The sequence below is a fragment of the Polaribacter sp. MED152 genome (assembly GCF_000152945.2).
In the GTDB taxonomy this organism is placed as follows: Bacteria; Bacteroidota; Bacteroidia; order Flavobacteriales; family Flavobacteriaceae; genus Polaribacter.
Window position 1 is genome coordinate 2,074,392 of sequence record NC_020830.1, and the last position, 19,669, is coordinate 2,094,060.

25 protein-coding genes and 1 tRNA gene are annotated in these 19,669 nt (G+C 30.1%); 16 read left to right on the forward strand and 10 right to left on the reverse strand.

Annotated elements, in window-relative coordinates:
- The first annotated feature begins 31 nt into the window (after positions 1-31).
- From accC to MED152_RS09210, 6 genes are all read left to right on the forward strand, one after another.
- Complete coding sequence (gene accC, locus MED152_RS09185; protein WP_015481593.1) at positions 32-1,372, forward strand: acetyl-CoA carboxylase biotin carboxylase subunit; 1,341 nt, start codon at positions 32-34, stop codon at positions 1,370-1,372.
- Between the two features lie 79 nt (positions 1,373-1,451).
- A complete protein-coding gene (locus MED152_RS09190; RefSeq protein ID WP_015481594.1) occupies positions 1,452-1,901 on the forward strand; it encodes an Lrp/AsnC ligand binding domain-containing protein in 450 nt (149 codons plus the stop codon).
- A 119-nt stretch (positions 1,902-2,020) separates the two neighbouring features.
- Entirely contained in the window at positions 2,021-2,422 is a 402-nt protein-coding gene (locus MED152_RS09195; protein WP_015481595.1) for a response regulator, read from the forward strand.
- A gap of 45 nt (positions 2,423-2,467) precedes the next feature.
- Entirely contained in the window at positions 2,468-2,782 is a 315-nt protein-coding gene (locus MED152_RS09200) for a hypothetical protein (RefSeq protein WP_015481596.1), read from the forward strand.
- A 22-nt stretch (positions 2,783-2,804) separates the two neighbouring features.
- A complete protein-coding gene (locus MED152_RS09205) occupies positions 2,805-3,503 on the forward strand; it encodes a LytTR family DNA-binding domain-containing protein (RefSeq protein WP_041383554.1) in 699 nt (232 codons plus the stop codon).
- Between the two features lie 259 nt (positions 3,504-3,762).
- Positions 3,763-4,581, forward strand: coding sequence for a DMT family transporter (locus MED152_RS09210; RefSeq protein ID WP_015481598.1), 819 nt, complete (start codon positions 3,763-3,765; stop codon positions 4,579-4,581).
- Positions 4,582-4,618: 37 nt separating this feature from the next.
- Here MED152_RS09210 and MED152_RS09215 read toward each other — a convergent pair.
- A tRNA-Leu gene (locus MED152_RS09215) sits at positions 4,619-4,700 on the reverse strand.
- A gap of 124 nt (positions 4,701-4,824) precedes the next feature.
- Between MED152_RS09215 and MED152_RS09220 the strand changes: the two genes are divergently transcribed.
- The 3 genes from MED152_RS09220 (at position 4,825) to pth (ending at position 7,132) form a co-directional block, all read left to right on the forward strand.
- Positions 4,825-5,766: a ribose-phosphate pyrophosphokinase gene (locus MED152_RS09220; protein WP_015481599.1), complete on the forward strand. Its 942-nt coding sequence runs from the start codon at positions 4,825-4,827 to the stop codon at positions 5,764-5,766.
- Between the two features lie 19 nt (positions 5,767-5,785).
- A complete protein-coding gene (locus MED152_RS09225) occupies positions 5,786-6,406 on the forward strand; it encodes a 50S ribosomal protein L25/general stress protein Ctc (RefSeq protein ID WP_015481600.1) in 621 nt (206 codons plus the stop codon).
- 159 nt (positions 6,407-6,565) lie between these two features.
- Positions 6,566-7,132, forward strand: a complete 567-nt coding sequence (gene pth, locus MED152_RS09230) for an aminoacyl-tRNA hydrolase (protein WP_041383964.1) — start codon at positions 6,566-6,568, stop codon at positions 7,130-7,132.
- Between the two features lie 71 nt (positions 7,133-7,203).
- On the opposite strand, the gene MED152_RS09235 is transcribed toward pth, so the two are convergent.
- The 8 genes from MED152_RS09235 to MED152_RS09270 all read right to left on the reverse strand — a co-directional run bounded on the left by MED152_RS09235 (position 7,204) and on the right by MED152_RS09270 (position 13,831).
- Positions 7,204-7,737 carry a hypothetical protein gene (locus MED152_RS09235; RefSeq protein ID WP_015481602.1) on the reverse strand — a complete coding sequence of 178 codons (534 nt, stop codon included), beginning with the start codon at positions 7,735-7,737 and terminating at the stop codon, positions 7,204-7,206.
- Between the two features lie 76 nt (positions 7,738-7,813).
- A complete protein-coding gene (locus MED152_RS09240; RefSeq protein WP_015481603.1) occupies positions 7,814-8,263 on the reverse strand; it encodes a 6-carboxytetrahydropterin synthase in 450 nt (149 codons plus the stop codon).
- A 75-nt stretch (positions 8,264-8,338) separates the two neighbouring features.
- Positions 8,339-9,835 carry a GH3 auxin-responsive promoter family protein gene (locus MED152_RS09245; RefSeq protein WP_015481604.1) on the reverse strand — a complete coding sequence of 499 codons (1,497 nt, stop codon included), beginning with the start codon at positions 9,833-9,835 and terminating at the stop codon, positions 8,339-8,341.
- Complete coding sequence (locus MED152_RS09250; RefSeq protein WP_015481605.1) at positions 9,835-10,701, reverse strand: M23 family metallopeptidase; 867 nt, start codon at positions 10,699-10,701, stop codon at positions 9,835-9,837. Before MED152_RS09250 ends, MED152_RS09245 begins: the two co-directional genes overlap by 1 nt.
- 46 nt (positions 10,702-10,747) lie before the next feature.
- On the reverse strand, positions 10,748-11,332 hold the full coding sequence (nadD, locus tag MED152_RS09255) for a nicotinate (nicotinamide) nucleotide adenylyltransferase (RefSeq protein WP_015481606.1): 585 nt from the start codon (positions 11,330-11,332) through the stop codon (positions 10,748-10,750).
- A 45-nt stretch (positions 11,333-11,377) separates the two neighbouring features.
- Complete coding sequence (gene gmk / locus MED152_RS09260; RefSeq protein WP_015481607.1) at positions 11,378-11,965, reverse strand: guanylate kinase; 588 nt, start codon at positions 11,963-11,965, stop codon at positions 11,378-11,380.
- Between the two features lie 65 nt (positions 11,966-12,030).
- Complete coding sequence (locus MED152_RS09265) at positions 12,031-12,897, reverse strand: YicC/YloC family endoribonuclease (protein WP_015481608.1); 867 nt, start codon at positions 12,895-12,897, stop codon at positions 12,031-12,033.
- Between the two features lie 37 nt (positions 12,898-12,934).
- Complete coding sequence (locus tag MED152_RS09270; RefSeq protein WP_015481609.1) at positions 12,935-13,831, reverse strand: DMT family transporter; 897 nt, start codon at positions 13,829-13,831, stop codon at positions 12,935-12,937.
- An 87-nt stretch (positions 13,832-13,918) separates the two neighbouring features.
- On the opposite strand from MED152_RS09270, the gene upp reads away from it, so the two are divergent.
- On the forward strand, positions 13,919-14,572 hold the full coding sequence (upp, locus tag MED152_RS09275) for a uracil phosphoribosyltransferase (protein WP_015481610.1): 654 nt from the start codon (positions 13,919-13,921) through the stop codon (positions 14,570-14,572).
- Here upp and MED152_RS09280 read toward each other — a convergent pair.
- Positions 14,567-15,496 carry a DUF6427 family protein gene (locus MED152_RS09280; RefSeq protein ID WP_015481611.1) on the reverse strand — a complete coding sequence of 310 codons (930 nt, stop codon included), beginning with the start codon at positions 15,494-15,496 and terminating at the stop codon, positions 14,567-14,569. The genes upp and MED152_RS09280 overlap by 6 nt on opposite strands.
- A gap of 41 nt (positions 15,497-15,537) precedes the next feature.
- Here MED152_RS09280 and MED152_RS09285 point away from each other — a divergent pair, with 41 nt between their 5' ends.
- From MED152_RS09285 to MED152_RS09310, 6 genes are all read left to right on the forward strand, one after another.
- Positions 15,538-15,759 carry a hypothetical protein gene (locus MED152_RS09285; RefSeq protein WP_015481612.1) on the forward strand — a complete coding sequence of 74 codons (222 nt, stop codon included), beginning with the start codon at positions 15,538-15,540 and terminating at the stop codon, positions 15,757-15,759.
- Between the two features lie 9 nt (positions 15,760-15,768).
- A complete protein-coding gene (trmB, locus tag MED152_RS09290; RefSeq protein WP_015481613.1) occupies positions 15,769-16,440 on the forward strand; it encodes a tRNA (guanosine(46)-N7)-methyltransferase TrmB in 672 nt (223 codons plus the stop codon).
- A gap of 42 nt (positions 16,441-16,482) precedes the next feature.
- A complete protein-coding gene (locus MED152_RS09295) occupies positions 16,483-16,818 on the forward strand; it encodes an MGMT family protein (protein WP_015481614.1) in 336 nt (111 codons plus the stop codon).
- A gap of 136 nt (positions 16,819-16,954) precedes the next feature.
- Positions 16,955-18,094, forward strand: a complete 1,140-nt coding sequence (locus MED152_RS09300) for an Mrp/NBP35 family ATP-binding protein (RefSeq protein WP_015481615.1) — start codon at positions 16,955-16,957, stop codon at positions 18,092-18,094.
- 4 nt (positions 18,095-18,098) lie between these two features.
- Positions 18,099-18,335 (forward strand): NifU family protein, encoded by a 237-nt coding sequence (locus MED152_RS09305; protein WP_015481616.1) that lies wholly within the window; start codon positions 18,099-18,101, stop codon positions 18,333-18,335.
- 124 nt (positions 18,336-18,459) lie between these two features.
- Positions 18,460-19,515: an NAD(P)/FAD-dependent oxidoreductase gene (locus tag MED152_RS09310; RefSeq protein ID WP_015481617.1), complete on the forward strand. Its 1,056-nt coding sequence runs from the start codon at positions 18,460-18,462 to the stop codon at positions 19,513-19,515.
- Positions 19,516-19,669: the final 154 nt, after the last annotated feature.

A 19,669-nucleotide genomic window follows, 5' to 3' on the forward strand; every position in this document is an offset into this window, starting at 1 on the left:
CTTAAAACTCATAATTCAAAATTATTATACGATGTTTAAAAAAATATTAATTGCAAACAGAGGAGAAATAGCCTTACGTGTTATTAGAACCTGTAAAGAAATGGGTATTAAAACTGTTGCAGTATACTCTAAGGCAGATTCTGAAAGTTTGCATGTTAGATTTGCAGATGAAGCAGTTTGTATTGGACCAGCTCCAAGTAGCGAATCTTATTTAAAAATGTCTAATATCATAGCAGCTGCAGAAATTACAAATGCAGATGCCATACATCCAGGTTATGGATTCTTATCTGAAAACGCTAAATTCTCTAATTTATGTGAAGAGCATAATATTAAGTTTATTGGAGCTACAGGTAAAATGATAGATCAAATGGGAGATAAGGCAAATGCCAAATCTACCATGATTGCTGCTGGTGTACCTTGTGTACCAGGATCTGAAGGAGTAATAAAAGACTTTGAAGATTGTGAAAAATTAGCAGTTGAAACAGGTTACCCAGTTATGCTTAAAGCTTCTGCAGGTGGTGGAGGTAAAGGTATGCGTGCTGTATGGAAACCAGAAGACTTAAAAGACGCTTGGGATTCTGCAAGACAAGAAAGTAAAGCAGCCTTTGGTAACGATGATATGTATATGGAAAAGCTTATTGAAGAGCCAAGACATATAGAAATACAAATTGTTGGAGATTCTTTTGGTAAGGCTTGTCATTTATCAGAAAGAGATTGTTCTGTACAAAGACGTCATCAAAAATTAACAGAAGAAACACCTTCTCCATTCATGACAGATGAATTAAGAGATAAAATGGGTGAAGCTGCTGTAAAAGCTGCAGAATACATTGGTTATGAAGGTGCAGGAACTGTAGAATTCTTGGTAGATAAACACAGAAATTTCTACTTTATGGAAATGAATACCAGAATTCAAGTAGAGCACCCAATTACAGAAGAAGTAGTGAATTACGATTTAATTCGCGAGCAAATTTTAGTAGCTGCAGGTGTGCCAATTTCTGGTAAAAATTATTATCCACAATTACATTCTATTGAATGTAGAATAAATGCAGAAGATCCTCATAACAACTTTAGACCTGCTCCAGGTAAAATTACGGTTTTACATACTCCTGGAGGTCATGGAGTAAGAATGGATACTCATGTATATGCTGGTTATATGATACCACCAAATTACGATTCTATGATTGCCAAATTAATTGTAACTGCTCAAACCAGAGAAGAAGCAATTAATAAAATGAAAAGGGCTTTAGATGAGTTCGTAATTGAGGGTGTAAAAACTACAATACCTTTCCATAGACAATTAATGGATCATCCAGATTATGTTTCTGGTAACTATACCACTAAATTTATGGAAGATTTTGAAATGAAAGCTTAACATTCATTTTAGATATATAATAAGAGCATACTTAAAGGTATGCTCTTTTTTTTTATCTTTAAACCAAATAAATTAGAGCATGAAGATTGATGGGATTGACAAAATAATCATCAAAAGATTAGTGAAAGATGCAAGAACACCTATTTTAAGCATTGCAAGAGAAGTAGGTATTTCTGGTGCGGCCATTCATCAACGACTAAAAAAGTTAGAAAAATCTAAGCTTATAGATGGTTATAAAATGGTTATAAACCCTAGGTCCTTAGGTTATACAACAACGGCTTTTGTAGGTATATTTCTCGATTCATCTAGTCTTTATTCATCAGCAATAAAAAGGTTAAAAGATATACCAGAAATTGTAGAAAGCCATTACACAACTGGTAATTATGCAGTATTTATTAAAATTTTGTGTAAGAATAATGAAGATCTTATGCATCTATTAAATAAAGACATACAAAATATAAAAGGTGTCTCTAGAACAGAAACCTTTATTTCATTAGATCAGCAAATTAGTAGGCAAATAAGTATCTAAAGTTATAGGATTAACCTTCAAATTGTACCATTTAAAGGTTTTACACCACATTTTATCAAATAATAATTGATTATCTAAATATTTTAGTTGATTTTTACATACCCATAAATACGCCTAACATGAAATCTTTATCGATACTTTTTATAGATGATGACGAAATTGAAAGATTGAAGTTTAAAAAGGTATGTAATGAGTTTAATGCCAACAATACCATTTTAGAAGCAGAAAATGGTAAGAAAGCATTAACATTGGTAAATGAGAAAAACGCAACTTTTGATTTAATCATTTCTGATTTAAACATGCCTGTAATGGATGGTTTCCAGTTTTTAGCTGAACTTAAAAAGAATTCTAGTCTTAAAAGAATACCAATCGTTATCATTTCTTCTTTAGATGATAAAGAAACCATAGAACAATGTTACGATTTAGGTATCTCTAGTTACTTCAATAAATCAGAAGAATTTTCTAAGCACAAAAGCAATTTACAATCAATTTTAGATTACTGGCAAAAAGTAGTTTTATAATTTCTATAATTTTATTAAATTAGAGGTAGAAATCAAAACACTAAAATGGAGCAACCAAACCTATCCTTAATCAAAGAAATTGCTGGCAATGATGAGGATTTTCAAAACAGTATTTTTAGTATTTTAAAAAAAGAGTTTCCTATAGAAAGAGATTTGTATATGGAAAATTTTGGTGCCCAAGATTTAGAAAAAGCCGCTGATGATGTGCACAAGCTTAAGCACAAAATTAGTTTATTAGGCCTACCTAAAGGATTTGAAATTGCCACAAAATACGAGAAAGAACTAAGAGCAAGCAATACAGAATTGCATGATAATTTTGTTGAGATATTAAACAAAATTCATGTATATTTAAACAATTAACCTTTTTTTTGAGATGAAAAATATGAACTGTATAATAATTGATGATGATGAAACTGCAAGATTAATTATAAAGCAACATTGTATAAACTCAGAAAAGATTAATGTTTTAGATGAATTTTCATCAGCAATAGAAGCTATTAAATATTTAAATACAGCAAAAGTAGATTTGGTGTATTTAGATATTCATATGCCTTCGTTTTCTGGGTTCGATTTTATACAAACACTTAAAAACCCGCCAAAAATAGTACTAACTACTAGCGATAAAAATTTAGCAATTGAAGCTTTTGAATTTAAAAGCGTAGTAGATTACTTACTAAAACCAATTACCAAAGAGAGGTTTACTAAATCTTTAGAAAAAATAGAATCATTATCGGTAACTGAAGATCCTCAAAGTGAAATTAAAACAAACGCTGAGTCACTATTTGTAAGTGTTGATAGACGTTTGGTAAAAATAAATATTGCAGATATTTATTTAATTGAAGCCAAAGGAGATTATATTAATATTAAAACCGATGGTAAAAACTATATTGTTCATTCAACTTTAAAGAAAATAGAAGATAAATTACCTGCAGAAAACTTTTTTAAAGTACATAGATCATTCATTATCAATACTACAGAAATTGTTGATATTGAGGATAATACAGTGTTAGTTCGTAAGGATGTTGTACCTGTAAGTAGGTCTAACAAAAGCGAATTAATGAACAAACTTAATCTATTATAATTTACAACTCGTCGAAACTTATCTACCATTCATCGAATGAAAAAGTTCAATTAACGAACGTAAATAAGCATGGCCCTAAATAGCATTAAATTTAAAGAATAGAACAATTATAAGTTGGGGGATTTATAAATTGTATTCAATGGAGCTGATTTTTTAAATCAGCTCTTTTTTTATGTCATTCATTTAAACCTAAATCCACTACATTTGTTTCAAGAAGGTAATTTATAAAGTTGTGAAGTCTAATAAGCCCATTTTTTACATGATATTTAGCGTAGTTGCTTTTGCGCTAATGAGTTCTTTTGTAAAGTATTTAAGTGATTTTAATGTATATCAAATTGTGTTTTTTAGATCAATTGGGACCTTATTTTTTACGCTACCATTAATTATAAAAAACCGAATTTCATTTTTTGGTAATAAGAAAAAGTGGTTGTTTTTAAGAGGTCTACTAGGAGTAGTTTCTTTAACTTGTTTTTTTCAATCGTTAAATTATTTACCTGTAGGCACTGCAGTATCATTAAGGTATGTAGCACCAATTTTTGCTGCTATTTTTGCATACATTTTCTTAAAAGAGAAAATTAAACCCATTCAGTGGTTTTTATTTTTCATTGCTTTTGTAGGTGTTCTAATCATTAAAGGATTTGGTACAGATGTAAATTATATTGGGTTATTCTTTGTACTCTTATCAGCTATTTTCTTAGGTTTAATTTTTGTTGTAATTCGTAAAATAGGTACTAGTGAAAATCCATTAATTATCATTAATTATTTCATGGTTATGGCTTTTGTTTTTGGAGGGCTAATGAGTATTCCTTATTGGAGAAATCCTACTACCATTGAGTTGTTATTGTTTCTAAGCACAGGAGTTCTAGGTTATATGGGTCAGTTATATATGACCAAAGCTTTTCAAGCTCAAGAAACTAATTTAATTGCACCCATTAAATATTTAGAAGTAGTAATTACAATTATTATAGGAGCATTTTGGTTTGGTGAAGTTTATAATTTATGGACTATATTAGGTATACTATTAATTGTTTCAGGCCTTATCTATAATATTTATGTTAAGCAAAATGATACCAAATAAAAAACCTTTAAAATCGATGGGATTTTAAAGGTTTTTGTACTCAAGGTGGGAATCGAACCCACACTCCCGAAAGAACTGGATTTTGAATCCAGCGCGTCTACCAATTCCGCCACTTGAGCTTTTAATAGAGAATGCAAATCTACTAATAATATTTAGTATTTAAAGTGAAAATTTTAATTTCAAACTCAATAAATAATTTCTACTTTTGTACGCTTACAACAACACAACAAAAATCCTTATTAGATGATTAATAATCAACTTGCTCCAAAACTTTTTGCTTGCAGGCAAAGTACTGTTTTAGCTGAAAAAATTGCCAAAGAATACAACACTGAGTTAGGTAACGTACACACAACTTATTTTAGTGATGGTGAATTTCAACCAGCTTTTGAAGAATCTGTTCGTGGTAGAAGAGTTTTTATTATTGGCTCTACATTTCCAAATGCAGATAACTTAATGGAAATGTTATTAATGTGTGATGCTGCAAAAAGAGCGTCTGCAAGACACATTACAGCTGTAATGCCATATTTTGGTTGGGCAAGACAAGATAGAAAAGATAAACCTAGAGTTGCAATTGGTGCAAAATTAGTAGCTAAATTATTAGAATCTGCAGGTGCTACCAGAATTATGACAATGGATCTACATGCGGATCAAATTCAAGGATTTTTCGAAAAACCAGTAGATCACCTATTTGCTTCTACTATTTTTATGCCTTACATAGAAAGCTTAAAGTTAGATAATCTAACAATAGCTTCACCAGATATGGGAGGTTCTAAAAGAGCATATGCATATTCTAAGCACTTATTATCAGATGTAGTTATTTGTTACAAACAAAGAAAAAAAGCCAATGTTATTGGGCATATGGAATTAATTGGTGATGTTAAAGGTAAGAATGTAATTCTTGTAGATGATATGATAGATACAGGAGGAACACTTGCACATGCTGCTAATTTAATGAAAGAAAGAGGTGCATTAAGTGTAAGAGCTATTTGTACACACCCAATCCTTTCTGGAGGGGCATATGAAAAAATAGAAAACTCAGCCTTAACAGAATTAATAGTTTCAGATACAATTCCTTTAAAAAAGGAGACTTCCAAAATAAAAGTTGTATCTTGCGCGCCCTTATTCGCTGATGTTATGCATAAAGTACAGGATAACACCTCAATAAGTGGACAATTTTTAATGTAAATAATTAACAAAAAAAGTAATGAAATCAATTACAATTAAAGGATCAAAAAGAGAAAGCGTGGGCAAGGCAGCAACCAAAGCCTTACGTAATGCTGGTATGGTTCCTTGCGTTATATACGGAGGAGAAACACCAATACACTTTTCAGCAGAAGAAAAAGCGTTTAAAAACTTGGTATATACTCCAAATGTATATACTGCAAGTCTTGAAGTTGATGGAGAAAAAATTCCTGCTATTTTACAAGACATTCAGTTTCATCCTGTTTCTGATAAAATCTTACATGTAGATTTTTATCAATTATTCGATGATAAAGAAGTTACAATGAACATTCCAGTTCAATTAACAGGTACTTCTCCAGGGGTATTAAATGGTGGTTCATTACGTTTTACAAACCGTAAATTAAAAGTAAAAGCAATACCTGCTAATTTACCAGATTTTATTACTGCAGATATTTCTAAATTAAAAATCGGTCATAAATTAGTGATTACTTCATTATTTAATGATGATTATACTTTTATGCACCCAGATAACACTGTTGTTGTTCAAGTTAGAACTTCACGTAATGCAGCAGCTGGTTCTGATGATGAAGATTTAGAAGATGCAGCAGAAGTTGAAGCAACTGCAGAAGGAGAAACTACATAGTAGTTATCGACAATAAATTTTAAAGAAGCGTTACAATTTTGTAGCGCTTTTTTTTTGTAAAACTTTCAAAGACAATTATCTAATTTCTTTATACTTTTGAAAGCTAATAACGATGTTAAATTTAATTTTAAAGCAATTAAAGTTAGAATAGAGAAGAACATGAAGAAAAAATTAATTGTTGGTTTAGGCAATATTGGCGATAAATACACTAACACGCGTCATAACATTGGGTTTAAGATTTTAGATGAAGTTGCTGAAGAACACAATGTAAGCTTTGAAACAGAAAAGTTAGGTGATATTGCTAGTTATAGATTTAAGGGCAGAACTTTTATCCTTTTAAAACCTAGTACTTTTATGAATCTAAGTGGTAAAGCTGTAAAGTATTGGATGGATAAAGAAAAAATTTCTATTGAAAATATACTTGTTGTAACTGATGATTTAAATATCGATTTTGGAACTATAAGACTTAAAGCTAAGGGAAGTGATGGTGGTCATAATGGATTAAAAGACATTCAAGAGAAATTATGTACGAACAAGTATCCAAGATTCAGATTTGGTGTTGGCGCTAACTATTCTAAAGGTCGCCAAGTAGATTATGTTTTAGGAGAATGGAATAAAGAAGAAACGAGCTTACTAATAGAAAGACTACCTCTATCAGCTAAGGTAATTACATCTTTTGGTACAGATGGTTTAGCAAATACTATGAATAATTATAATAATAAATAGTTATCAAATAGAACTAAAATAAAAAAGAGCTTGAAATCATCAAGCTCTTTTTTTATTTAAATTTTAAGGATTTAATCCCTTACAAAATCTATGGTAACTGAACTGGTTATAGTATTGGATCCTGAAGTTTCAATATCTTCTTGATTAATACTAAAAATGGTATTATTAAAGTTGATTACATTATAAGTATCTACTAAAAAATCACCATTTATTGCAGTAAATGTAATGGTATTATTTATTCCATTTAATTGATAAGTACCATTAGTATCTGTAGTTAAAATACTCGTAGTTTCTGTTGTAGAACCTCCATTTGGAGTAGTATTTTTTACTTCTCTATACAATCCAGAAATGGAATACGTACCATTTGCGTTAATTAATAAATCTACTTGAAAAGTATCTCCTTCAATAGTTGAAGTTGCTAAATCTACTACAGCACCTGTGCTTGAAGTAGCTGTTTCTTTTTCTTCGCCAGTTAAATTTCCAATGGTATAAGTACCTGCCAAGTTCGCATTAGAAAGTAGTAAAGGGGTATCGTTATTATCATCTCCACAACTTACCAAAAAGGTTGAAAGGAATAATAGTAAAACGAATTTATAATTTTTCATATCGATGATTTTTTTATCAAATATAACTTCAAAAGAAACAGAAAAGTATATTTTGATGTTACTTTTATGCTAATTTCTAGTTTTCACTAGCAAACCATTCTGCAAAGCTAGAATCTGTTTCTTGTAATTTTATAGAATGTAGTTTAATATTATCTGGCAATCGTTTTTTTATTTTATCAGCAAAATCAATAACCATCATTTCACTGGTGGGTTGATAATCAACTAAGATAACATGATGATCTCTATCCATCAATTCTTTAGCCAATTCTACGTGAGGCGTATTTTTATTAAACACAGTAGCATGATCGAAGACATCTACAATCTCCTCGTTTACAATCTTTTTTAAATCACCAAAATCGATAACCATACCAAACTTTACATGAGAATTGTCTGTAATAGGTTGCCCAGAAACAGTAACAGAAAGTTTGTAAGAATGTCCATGAACATTTTTACATTTACCATCATAACCATATAATGCATGGCCAGTTTCGAATTTAAATTGTTTGGTAATTCTAATAGTACTCATGAAGATTGATTTCTAAATTTGAGGCAAAAATAAGCAATAACAAAGAGTATAGCTAAATCTGTAAAATTTATTTAATTATTGATGTAAAAAATTCTCAAGAACATCTGCAATTTTACGGTTGTCTGACAATTGCGGAATCTTATTTTGACCTCCAAATTTACCTATTGATTTCATGTACTCATGAAAGCCACCTTTTTTAACCTTTCTAATAACAAGTGGTCTTAAAATTTTACCTTCAATCAAATCTAGATAATATATGTTCTGAGCTTGCATAGAGGCATCTATTTTAGAGGCAAATTCTTCTAAATTACTTGGTTCGTTTTCAAATTCTATAAACCATTCATGATAAGGTAAACCCTCTGTTGGATTTACTTGAGGCGCAACAGTAAACTCACTAATATTTATTTCTGTCCCAAGAATGGCATCATTTAGTGCTTTTTCTACTTCTTTGCCAATAACATGTTCTCCAAAAGCAGAAATAAAGTGTTTAATTCTACCTGTAACTTTAATTCTATAAGGTTTTGTAGATGTAAATTCTACAGTATCTCCAATATTATAACCCCATAAACCAGCTGTTGTGTTTAAAATGATTACATAATTAACTCCTAATTGTACCTCTTTTAAAGAAATTCTAGTAGGATTTTCATCAAAAAATTCTGTTGCAGGTATAAATTCATAAAAAATACCAGAATCTAATTGCAATAACATCCCTTTTGCTGTCTGTGAATCTTGATAAGCAATAAAACCTTCTGAAGCAGGATATAGCTCTATATAATCTATTTTTTTACCAATAATACTCTCAAATTTATTTTTATAGGGTTCAAAATTGACACCTCCATAAATAAAGAAGTTAAAATTTGGGAAGATCTCAGAGATAGATTTACCCGTTTTTTCAATTAGTTTTTCAAAGTACATTTGCACCCAAGAAGGGATACCACTAATAACAGACATGTCTTCATTAACGGTTTCTTCTACAATGGCATTTACTTTTGTATCCCAATCTTCGATACAATTAGTTTCCCAACTTGGTAGTCTGTTTTTTAACAAATATTGAGGTACATAGTGAGCTACAATACCACTTAACCTTCCTAGTTTAATTCCGTTTTTATCTTGTAGAACAGGGCTACCTTGTAAAAAAATCATTTTACCATTTACAAAACTGGCATCGTTTTTTTCTGCGATATAAAACAACAATGCATTTCTTGCTGCTTTAATATGAGTTGGCATAGAATCTTTGGTAATTGGTATGTATTTTGCACCAGAAGTTGTACCTGAAGTTTTTGCAAAATAAAGAGGTTTACCTGTCCAAAGCACATCAGATTCACCTTTAACAATTCTATCTACGTAAGGCCTTAAACCTTCGTAATCTATTACTTTTACGCGCTTTTTAAAATCTGTATAGGTAGATATGTTTTTAAAATCATGATCTTTACCAAAAGCAGTTTGCTGTCCTTTAGCAATTAAGTTTTTAAAAACTTTTTCTTGAGTTTTAAAGGGTTTGTTTGCCCATTTCCAAACTTGCTTACTGGCAAATTTTGCAAACGGAATTGCGAAAAATGATTTTATACTCATTATTTAAAGTCGATCAAATTTGTTGGATTCACTGCATAACCATCACTCCAAAGTTCAAAATGTAAATGTGGTCCAGTGGTTAGCTCTCCTGTAGAACCTACACTTGCTATAACCTCTCCAGACTTTACAAAATCACCTTGTTGTTTAAGTAAATTACCATTGTGTTTATATACAGAAATATAATTGTAAGCATGTTTTAGAATAATTACATAGCCAGTTTCTGTTGTCCAACCAGAGAAAATTACAGTACCATCTGCAGTTGCTTTTACTGGGGCATTTTTACTAGCAGTAATATCTACAGCCAAATGTTTTGTTTTAGCATCAAAAGGTTGAGAAATACTACCTGTTACTGGAGCAAAGAATACAATTTTTACGTTAGAAGAAGTGCTATTTTGTATTGGAAAACGATCTCTACTTTCTATTTTTTCTCTAAACAAAGAATCTTCTCTACTTGCGTTTAACAAACTGTCTTTAATTACAACTTTACTAGATTCTATTTTAGTGGTATCTAAAACATCTGCCTTAATTTGCCCTGTTAATATAGGTTGTAAGGCTTTAGTATAATTATTTAAAACATCTAATTTACGTTTTAGAGAATCTGTTTGAAAAGCCAACTTGGTAGCTTTAATTTTTAAATCGGTTGATGAATAACCAGGAATAAATTCTTTGATTGGCGTAAAAGTGATAAAAAAAGTGGTTATTAAAATTAGTAAGAACGATAAAACTCCACCCAAAACAAATACATTTAAACGAGATAGTTTTAAAGAAAAACGTTCTTCAAACGTATCTTCATTTAAAACCACCAATCTGTATTTATCAGTTAGTTTTTGCTTTAATTTGCCTTTACTTTTTGGTTTTTTACTCACTATTTTTTTGTGCTTTTACCTTTAGATTAACGTAAAAATAACGAAACTATTTTTTATAAAAATTCATTTCATCTATATATTGCCAAACTTCGTTGGTTAATAGTGGCTTAATATTTTTTTTATTTTTAATTCCGTTTCTAATCATGGTAGAAGAAAGCTCAATAATTGGAGCATCGACTTTATGAATTTTAGGATGATTTTTAAATTGATGTTCTACAGTTCCATCAGAAATTCTTGGATAGACATAAATGTGATTGTGCTCTAAAATAGTCTCATAATTCTTCCATTTATGAAAACTCTTCAAATTATCTTCGCCCATTATCAAACAAAATTCTTTATTTGGGTAGGTATCTGCAATGTGGGCTAGAGTATGTACAGTATAATTTGGCTGAGGTAGTTTAAATTCGATATCTGAAGGTTTAATTTTTTCATAATCTTCAGTTGCTCTATACACCAACTCAAATCTATGATGATTTTCTAGGAGTGAACTCTTTTTCTTAAAAGGATTATGAGGTGTAACTACCATCCAGATTTCATCTAAGTCAGAGTTTTCAACCATATGGTTTGCAATGATTAAATGACCTACATGAATAGGGTTAAAAGTGCCAAAGTATAAACCAACTTTACTCATAATTTTATTATAACTTCTAAAATAGAACTAAACTTGCAGTACGTTTTACTTTTTGTCTAAATTTAAAAAATCACCTACTAAATCTTCAGCTTCTTTTAAAGCCACTTCTAGGTCGTAATTTTTTATAATTCTGTCAAATTGGGGTGCAGTAGCCAACTCTACAGAAGCCTTTGCAATTCTCATATTAATTTTTTCTTCGCTTTCGGTTTTACGCTTTTTCAAGCGAATTTTAAGTTCATCTACACTTGGTGGTTTTACGAAAACCGATAAAGTTCTTTCAGGATATTTCTTTTTAATTCGCAAACCACCAGCAACATCAATATCAAAAATAACGTGTTTTTTCTGAGCCCAAATTCGTTCCACTTCACTTTTTAAAGTTCCGTAGAAATTATCTCTATACACTTCTTCCCACTCTAAAAAATCATCAGCTTTAATATGTTCTTTAAACTCATCTAAAGAAATAAAATAATAATCTGCACCGTTTTTTTCAAATCCTCTAGGAGCTCTAGAAGTTGCAGAAATTGAGAATTCTAAATTAAATTTTTCTTGGGCTAATAAATGACGAACTATGGTGGTTTTACCAGAACCTGAAGGTGCTGAAAAAACAAATAGTTTACCCTTAAAATCAGACATAGTATGTGGTTTTTACTTTTATGAATGTACAGTAACCTTGTAAACTTTACTGAAAAAAAATCACTTTAAAGTACGTTTAATATTTGTTCTTTTATTTGTTCTAATTCGTTTTTCATTTGAATTACTGCCTTTTGCATTGGTGCAAAATTTGCTTTAGAACCAGTGGTGTTTATTTCTCTACCCATTTCTTGAACAATAAAACCAAGTTTTTTACCATTAGAATCTGCAGTGGCTAAAGTTTCTAAAAAGTAGTTTAAATGATTTTCTAAACGCACCTTTTCTTCATTAATATCTAACTTTTCTAGATAGTAAATTAGTTCTTGCTCAAAACGATTTTCATCTGCATCTACCTGCAAATCATTAATGGCTTTTTGCAAACGCGTTTTTACGTTTTCTATTCTATCTGCATCTAAAGCTTTTACTTCTTCTAAATACATTCTAATATTGGCAACTCTTTCTTTAAAATCTATTTCTAAAGAAGCAGCTTCATCAATTCTATATTGAGTTATTTTTTCTATGGCTTCATCTATATTTTGGTTGATGATTGTCCACTCATTTTCATCTAACTCTTCACGTTCTGTTTTAAGAGCATCAGGCATAGAAATTGCCATTTTTAAAAGCTCTACATCAGAAGCTCTGCCAGTGTCAACAACATTTTTTAGTTGATTAATGTAGTCTTTAACCACACCTTTATTAACAGTTGTAGAAGTTTCATCTGCAGTCATCTCAACAAAAATTGAAAAGTCTACTTTACCTCTAACTAAAGCACTAGCTAATTTTTTACGAACAGCTAGTTCTTTTTCTTTGTAATAAGAAGGTATTCTAACGTTTAAATCTAAATTTTTACTATTTAAAGATTTAATTTCTATAGTTACTTTTTTTGTTGGCAATTGCAATACAGATTTTCCAAAACCTGTCATAGATTGAATCATACAATCAATTTTTTAAATGAGGAGCAAAGATAAGTTTTTATTTTATTGATTTCTTGGTTTGCTTGGTAACTAAGTAAACACCTAAGAAGATAATTAAAGTAGCCGAAATTTTAATGATGTTTAAAGAATCACTGCCTACTAATAATGCATAAGTAGATGCTATAACTGGCTGTAAATAAATAAAGACACTTACAGTGGTTGGTTTTAATTTAGATAAGCCATACAAATTGAATAAATAAGTAATACAGGTTGTAAAAAGAATAACAAAACCTATTTTTAAGTAGATTGTGTTTGGCATAGCTATCCAATTAATATCGCCCATTTCAGATAACCCAAATGGAATAATAAAAATTAGCCCAAATAAGTATAACCATTTTATAAAAATTAAAGGATTGTATTTAGATATTAAATTTTTAACCAAAACCAAGTATAAACCATAAGAGGTTGCATTTATAAAAACTAAAAAATTACCAAGAGCAACATTACTGGCGTTTTCGTTAGAAGTATTGCCATAAACTATTAAAAGTATGGCACCAATTAAGCCAATACCAATTCCTAAAATTTGTCTTGGAATAATTTTACTTTTTAAAAGTAAAAAAGAGAATAACAAAACCATTATTGGCGATGTTACCATCATTACAGAGGCGCTTATTGGCGTTGTTAAACTTAGCCCTTTAAAAAAAGATAGCATGTTTAATGCAATACCAAAAAACGATGCCAATGCAATTTTTTTATAATCTTGTTTTTCTATTTTTTGTGATTTTATAAATAAACTTAAAAACCAAAAAATAAGAGTAGCACCAGAAACTCTTAGCAAAATAAAAGCATATGGTTTAACATAAGTAGGCATAACATCTTTTGCAATAGTATAGTTAACACCATATATCATAGTAGCAATAGAAACCGCAATTAAGGCTAATGTTCTTGTTTTCATTGTTAAAATTAGAATTGCAAAGTTGATGATTATTTTTAATTTAATTCAAACAAATTAGTTACTTTAGAACGTATAATAAATAGCATTATGAAAGTACATTACATAGGAGAAAACAATTCTGTTCTTAACTCATTTATTGCCGAAATTAGAGATAAAAACATTCAAAAAGATTCCTTACGATTTAGAAGAAATATTGAAAGAATTGGAGAGATTTTAAGTTACGAATTAAGCAAAGAATTGTCTTATTCTAGTGTTTATGTAGAAACCCCTTTAGGAAAAAAGAAAATGCAACTTTCTTATAACGATTTGGTTTTATGCTCTATCTTAAGAGCAGGCTTACCTTTGCATCAAGGTTTACTTAATTATTTTGATAAAGCAGAAAACGCATTTATTTCGGCTTATAGAAGTCATACTAAAAATAAAGAAAAATTTGATATTGTTGTAGAATATTTTGCATCACCAGAAATTGAGAACAAGACATTATTATTGGCAGATCCAATGTTGGCCACAGGTAAATCTTTGGTAGCAGTTTATGAAGCAATCAAGAAAAAAAGTACACCCAAAGAAATTCATATAATTGCCGTAATTGGTTCTAAAGAAGGAGTTGATTTCATTGCTGGTAATTTTCCAGAAAACACTCATTTATGGATAGCAGCCATAGATTCTGAACTAAATAATAAAGGATATATTATTCCTGGGCTTGGAGATGCAGGCGATTTAGCTTTTGGAAATAAATTATAACATGATATAAAACCCAGTTGCACAAAAAATCATTAAGTACAAAGCAATATTTTTAAATAACTTTTTGGTAATCATTTCAATTCCGTTTGCAAGAATTATAGCAATTGTAAACAAAATATAAATGGTTTCAGATCCATTTTTATCAGCAACAAAAAACAAATAAATTATAGCAATTAAGGTGTGTATAATTAATAATACCCAATTTCTTCTAAACGTATTGTTTATGGTTAAGGTTTTTAAAGATTTAAAAATTAAGGAAACAAAACTAAGTATCAATAAAATAGTGATAAGTAATAAGTATTTTGAATTTGTGTAGAAATCAAAATTTAAACTAAAATTAGGTTCAAATAAATTGGTAAACTCCTCTGTTTTATCATACCAAAAATTGTAGGTAAAATAGATAAACAATGGAGTTGCAAAACCAACCACAGGCACAAGAGTTGTATGTATGGTTATTTTATGATGAATATAAATAGCAGCATAAATAAGAGGAACAAATATTAAAGTTCTTGAGTCTAAAATAAACAAAATTCCTAACCACAGACCTGCATCAAAAAGCTTTTCTAACACCTTGTTTATAGATCTTAAACTGTATATTTTTCTTACAAACAAAAGGTAAATAACAAATAGTATCAACACCTTATAGTTTGCAATTACAGGCAGCATGCAGAATGTTAAAAGTATAAAAAAGAAAAAAGCATAAGAATTGTCAAATGTTAATCTATTTTTAACCATAATAAAGTTAAAAATAAAGAAGATAACTATAAAGAGCGCCAAAAGTAAGATGCTTTCTAATAAGGTGTTAAAGCTAAATTCTTTAGAAGAAAATAAACGAAACAAATACGATAAGTAACCCAAAAAGAAAAAAACAGTTAAACCAATAAAATTGATTGGTTTAGATTTGTTTAAAAAATTGGCTAGCATTGATTCTTTTGTTATTTTTGCAGTGTAAAGATAAATAAGTTATGATAGCAAGCAATATTTTTAAATGGATTGGTAGTTTATTCACAGATATTTTATTCATCCCTTTTAGATGGTTAAGATTAGAGGTTGCAACTGCAGATTTAGGATGGTGGATATCAAATGCTGTTAACTGGGCATTTTTAGTAGTGCTTTTAGTTTTATTCGCTTATTGGATGAAGCAGTCTAAAAGATTTTTAGACGAAGGAACAGAAGATAGAGCATAATTTAGCAATTTGGGAAGTAAAAATAAACTGAAACGTTTTCAGGAAAATGAAACGTTTAAAAATGTCATTCAGCCAACTAGAGAAGAGGCTATAAACTACTTTTCTCACAAAGGTAAATGGCATTCTTTTTTTGGTAACAATAATCCTATTATTGTAGAATTAGGTTGTGGTAAAGGTGAGTATACAATTGCTTTAGCTCGTAAAAATCCGAATAAAAATTATATTGGTATAGATATTAAAGGAGCTCGTTTTTGGAGAGGCGCAAAAACGGCCATTGAAGAAAATTTAGAAAACGTAGCTTTTGTAAGAACTCAAATTGAGTTGGTAGATTTTATTTTTGCAGAAAATGAAGTTTCAGAAATCTGGATTACTTTTCCAGATCCACAAATTAAGTACCAAAGAACAAAACATAGAATGACAAATTCTTCTTTCTTAAAGAAGTATAATAAGGTTTTAAAAGACGATGGTATCATTAATCTTAAAACCGATTCTGAGTTTATGCATGGGTATACTTTAGGGTTACTGCAAGGTGAAGGCCATGAAATTTTATATGCAAATCATAATGTATATAACAACGAAGGTGCACCAAAAGAGGTAACAGAAACCCAAACTTTTTACGAAAATCAATACTTAGAAGTAGGTAAATGGATTACTTACATTCAATTTCGCTTAAAGTACTAAGCAAATTCTTTATTCTTTTTAGTTATTTCATATCTTCACAACATGAAGAAATCTGATAATTTTTTCGAAAAAGTATATGATGTTGCACGTAAAATTCCTTCAGGAAGAGTTACAAGTTATGGCGCAATTGCAATTTATTTAGGAGCAGCGAGATCTGCAAGAATGGTAGGTTGGGCTATGAATAACTCTCACAATCAACAGCAAGAAGTACCTGCACATAGAGTTGTAAATAAAAAAGGTTTGCTTACAGGCAAACATCATTTTAATGGTACAAACCTTATGCAACAATTGTTAGAAAATGAAGGTATTGTTGTGGTAGATAATCAAATTCAAAACCTAGAAACTATATTCTGGAATCCATCAGAAGAATTAAAATAAACTCCTCTTATAAAAGCATAAATTTTCACAATTTATTCACTTTATTATCTTGTAGTTAAGACGTATCTTTGTAATCAAGATTAAATAAAAATAAGTCTTTAGAATTTTAATATATTCTAAGAACTAAATATAAATTATGAGTTTTAAAAAGCAAGATATTTATTCAGCATTAGAAACTATTACAGCACCTGGAGAAGGTAAAAGCTTAATAGAAAACAACAATGTTACAAATGTGGTTATTTTTGGTGATGAGGTTAATGTAGATGTTACAATAAGCAACCCAACATTACAAGCAAAAAAGAAAATTGAATCTGAGATAACCAAAGCAATTAAAACCAATGTTTCAGAAAAAATTGAGGTAAAAATCAATTTAAAGGTAGAAAAACCAGTAGAAAAGAAAGACCCAAATTTAATTAGAGGTAAAGAAATACCAAATATTAAAAATATTATTGCAGTAGCTTCTGGTAAAGGTGGTGTAGGTAAATCTACCATAACTGCAAATACTGCTATTTCTTTAGCAAAAATGGGTTTTAGTGTTGGTGTTTTAGATGCAGATGTATATGGGCCATCACAACATATAATGTTCGATGTAGAAAAAGAAAGACCACTTTCTGTAAATGTAGATGGGCGTTCTAAAATGAAACCTGTAGAAAATTACGGAGTAAAATTATTGTCTTTGGGCTTTTTTACAAATCCAGACCAAGCTGTAATTTGGAGAGGGCCAATGGCATCTAAGGCATTAAATCAATTAATTTTTGATGCAGCTTGGGGTGAGTTAGATTTTTTATTGATTGATTTACCTCCAGGAACAGGAGACGTGCATTTATCAATAGTACAAGCCTTGCCAATTAATGGAGCAGTTGTAGTTTCAACGCCACAAAATATTGCTTTAGCAGATGCTAAAAAAGGAGTTGCAATGTTTCAACAAGATAGCATTAAAGTACCAGTTTTAGGTATTATAGAAAATATGGCCTACTTTACACCAGAAGAATTACCAGATAATAAATACTATATTTTTGGTAAAGATGGTGCTAAAAACTTGGCAGAAGACATTAATACTAAGTTCTTAGGAGAAGTTCCTTTAGTGCAAAGTATAAGAGAATCTGGAGATGTTGGGCACCCTGTAGCATTGCAAGAAGGTACAGTTTTAGAAACTGCATTTAGCGATATTACCAAAGAAATGGTTGCACAATTATTAGAAAGAAATAAAAATTTACCACCTACAGAAGTTGTAAGAATTACTACAATGAGTGGCTGTAGTTCAGTTAAAAAATAAGATTATGACAGCACAAGAAATACATAATAACGTAGAAAAAGCGTTAGATGAAATTCGTCCTTTTTTAATGAGTGATGGAGGAAACATTAAGTTGCTTTCCATAGAAGATGCCATTGTAAAAGTACAATTGCAAGGTGCATGTACAGGTTGTTCTGTAAACCAAATGACCTTAAAAAACGGTGTAGAAGCTACCATTAAAAAGTACGCTCCACAAATAGAGCAAGTAATAAACGTTGCTTAATTAAATTTTTATTCGGGCGTTACCTAAAGGTCAGGCTTTACATTATATCTTTTTTGTGAAAAACAAAAAAGGATGTCACTACAATCCTTAACGCGCTCAGCAAACTCAAAATATTTTTATCAAAATGATAAAAACAGATATATTAATAATAGGTGCAGGACCAACAGGTTTATTTACGGTTTTCGAAGCAGGTTTATTAAAACTGCGTTGTCATTTAATAGATGCTTTACCACAAGCAGGTGGTCAGTGTTCAGAAATTTATCCTAAAAAACCTATTTATGATATTCCTGCCTATCCAGAAATTTTAGCAGGCGATTTAACAGATAAATTGTTAGAACAATCTAAACAATTTGAGCCAGGTTTTACATTAGGAGAAAGAGCAGAAACTATAGATAAGCAAGAAGATGGTTCTTTTATAGTTACTACAAACAAAGGCACAAAGCACCATGCACCAGTAGTTGCAATTGCAGGTGGTTTAGGTTCTTTTGAGCCAAGAAAACCACCTATACCAAACATTGCAGATTTTGAAGACAAAGGTGTAGAGTATATTATTAGAGACCCAGAAGTGTATCGTAACAAAAATGTAGTCATTTCTGGTGGTGGAGATTCTGCTTTAGATTGGTCTATATTCTTAACAGATGTTGCAGCATCTGTAACTTTAATTCATAGAAGAAATGAGTTTAGAGGTGCTTTAGATTCTGTAGATAAAGTTCAAGAATTAAAAGATGCAGGTAAAATTCGCTTAATTACGCCAGCAGAAGTTATTGGTATTTCTGGTAAAGAAAAAGTAACAGCTGTTGAAGTGAAGCAAAAAGATAAAGAGAATTTTATCATTGAAACAGATCATTTTATTCCATTATTTGGGTTGTCACCTAAATTAGGGCCAATAGGTAGTTGGGGCTTAGAAATAGAGAAAAATGCTATTAAAGTAAACAATGCTTTAGACTATCAAACCAACATTCCTGGTATTTATGCAATTGGAGATGTAAATACTTATCCAGGTAAATTAAAGTTAATTTTATGTGGTTTTCATGAGGCAACTTTAATGTGTCAAAGTGCATACAAGCGTATTTTTCCAGATAAAAAATATGTTATGAAATACACAACAGTGGGTGGAGTAGATGGTTTTGATGGTACAAGAAAAGAAGCACCAAAGGCCGTAATTAAAAAAATTGAGTAATTTAATACTTACTTAACAGCCTCAATTTGTATTATATTTAATAAACTTCTTTAGTTTTCATACCTTTGTTAAAACTACGAAATCGATTAAGATGTTTTCAGATTTACTTTCTTATCTAAAATTCTTAATAAAGCGCAATCCAGAATGAGCGTTT

What these genes read in the sequence shown, in the direction of transcription:
- upp (WP_015481610.1), top strand. Translation starts at nt 13,919, where the DNA reads ATGAAAGTACATTACATAGGAGAAAACAATTCTGTTCTTAACTCATTT.
- MED152_RS09200 (WP_015481596.1), top strand. Translation starts at nt 2,468, where the DNA reads ATGGAGCAACCAAACCTATCCTTAATCAAAGAAATTGCTGGCAATGAT.
- MED152_RS09270 (WP_015481609.1), bottom strand. Translation starts at nt 13,831, where the DNA reads ATGAAAACAAGAACATTAGCCTTAATTGCGGTTTCTATTGCTACTATG.
- MED152_RS09195 (WP_015481595.1), top strand. Translation starts at nt 2,021, where the DNA reads ATGAAATCTTTATCGATACTTTTTATAGATGATGACGAAATTGAAAGA.
- MED152_RS09235 (WP_015481602.1), bottom strand. Translation starts at nt 7,737, where the DNA reads ATGAAAAATTATAAATTCGTTTTACTATTATTCCTTTCAACCTTTTTG.
- MED152_RS09240 (WP_015481603.1), bottom strand. Translation starts at nt 8,263, where the DNA reads ATGAGTACTATTAGAATTACCAAACAATTTAAATTCGAAACTGGCCAT.
- MED152_RS09265 (WP_015481608.1), bottom strand. Translation starts at nt 12,897, where the DNA reads ATGATTCAATCTATGACAGGTTTTGGAAAATCTGTATTGCAATTGCCA.
- MED152_RS09205 (WP_041383554.1), top strand. Translation starts at nt 2,805, where the DNA reads ATGAACTGTATAATAATTGATGATGATGAAACTGCAAGATTAATTATA.
- MED152_RS09310 (WP_015481617.1), top strand. Translation starts at nt 18,460, where the DNA reads ATGATAAAAACAGATATATTAATAATAGGTGCAGGACCAACAGGTTTA.
- MED152_RS09190 (WP_015481594.1), top strand. Translation starts at nt 1,452, where the DNA reads ATGAAGATTGATGGGATTGACAAAATAATCATCAAAAGATTAGTGAAA.
- MED152_RS09280 (WP_015481611.1), bottom strand. Translation starts at nt 15,496, where the DNA reads ATGCTAGCCAATTTTTTAAACAAATCTAAACCAATCAATTTTATTGGT.
- MED152_RS09210 (WP_015481598.1), top strand. Translation starts at nt 3,763, where the DNA reads ATGATATTTAGCGTAGTTGCTTTTGCGCTAATGAGTTCTTTTGTAAAG.
- gmk (WP_015481607.1), bottom strand. Translation starts at nt 11,965, where the DNA reads ATGTCTGATTTTAAGGGTAAACTATTTGTTTTTTCAGCACCTTCAGGT.
- MED152_RS09300 (WP_015481615.1), top strand. Translation starts at nt 16,955, where the DNA reads ATGAGTTTTAAAAAGCAAGATATTTATTCAGCATTAGAAACTATTACA.
- MED152_RS09225 (WP_015481600.1), top strand. Translation starts at nt 5,786, where the DNA reads ATGAAATCAATTACAATTAAAGGATCAAAAAGAGAAAGCGTGGGCAAG.
- MED152_RS09220 (WP_015481599.1), top strand. Translation starts at nt 4,825, where the DNA reads ATGATTAATAATCAACTTGCTCCAAAACTTTTTGCTTGCAGGCAAAGT.
- MED152_RS09295 (WP_015481614.1), top strand. Translation starts at nt 16,483, where the DNA reads ATGAAGAAATCTGATAATTTTTTCGAAAAAGTATATGATGTTGCACGT.
- MED152_RS09285 (WP_015481612.1), top strand. Translation starts at nt 15,538, where the DNA reads ATGATAGCAAGCAATATTTTTAAATGGATTGGTAGTTTATTCACAGAT.
- accC (WP_015481593.1), top strand. Translation starts at nt 32, where the DNA reads ATGTTTAAAAAAATATTAATTGCAAACAGAGGAGAAATAGCCTTACGT.
- MED152_RS09245 (WP_015481604.1), bottom strand. Translation starts at nt 9,835, where the DNA reads ATGAGTATAAAATCATTTTTCGCAATTCCGTTTGCAAAATTTGCCAGT.
- MED152_RS09305 (WP_015481616.1), top strand. Translation starts at nt 18,099, where the DNA reads ATGACAGCACAAGAAATACATAATAACGTAGAAAAAGCGTTAGATGAA.
- nadD (WP_015481606.1), bottom strand. Translation starts at nt 11,332, where the DNA reads ATGAGTAAAGTTGGTTTATACTTTGGCACTTTTAACCCTATTCATGTA.
- pth (WP_041383964.1), top strand. Translation starts at nt 6,566, where the DNA reads ATGAAGAAAAAATTAATTGTTGGTTTAGGCAATATTGGCGATAAATAC.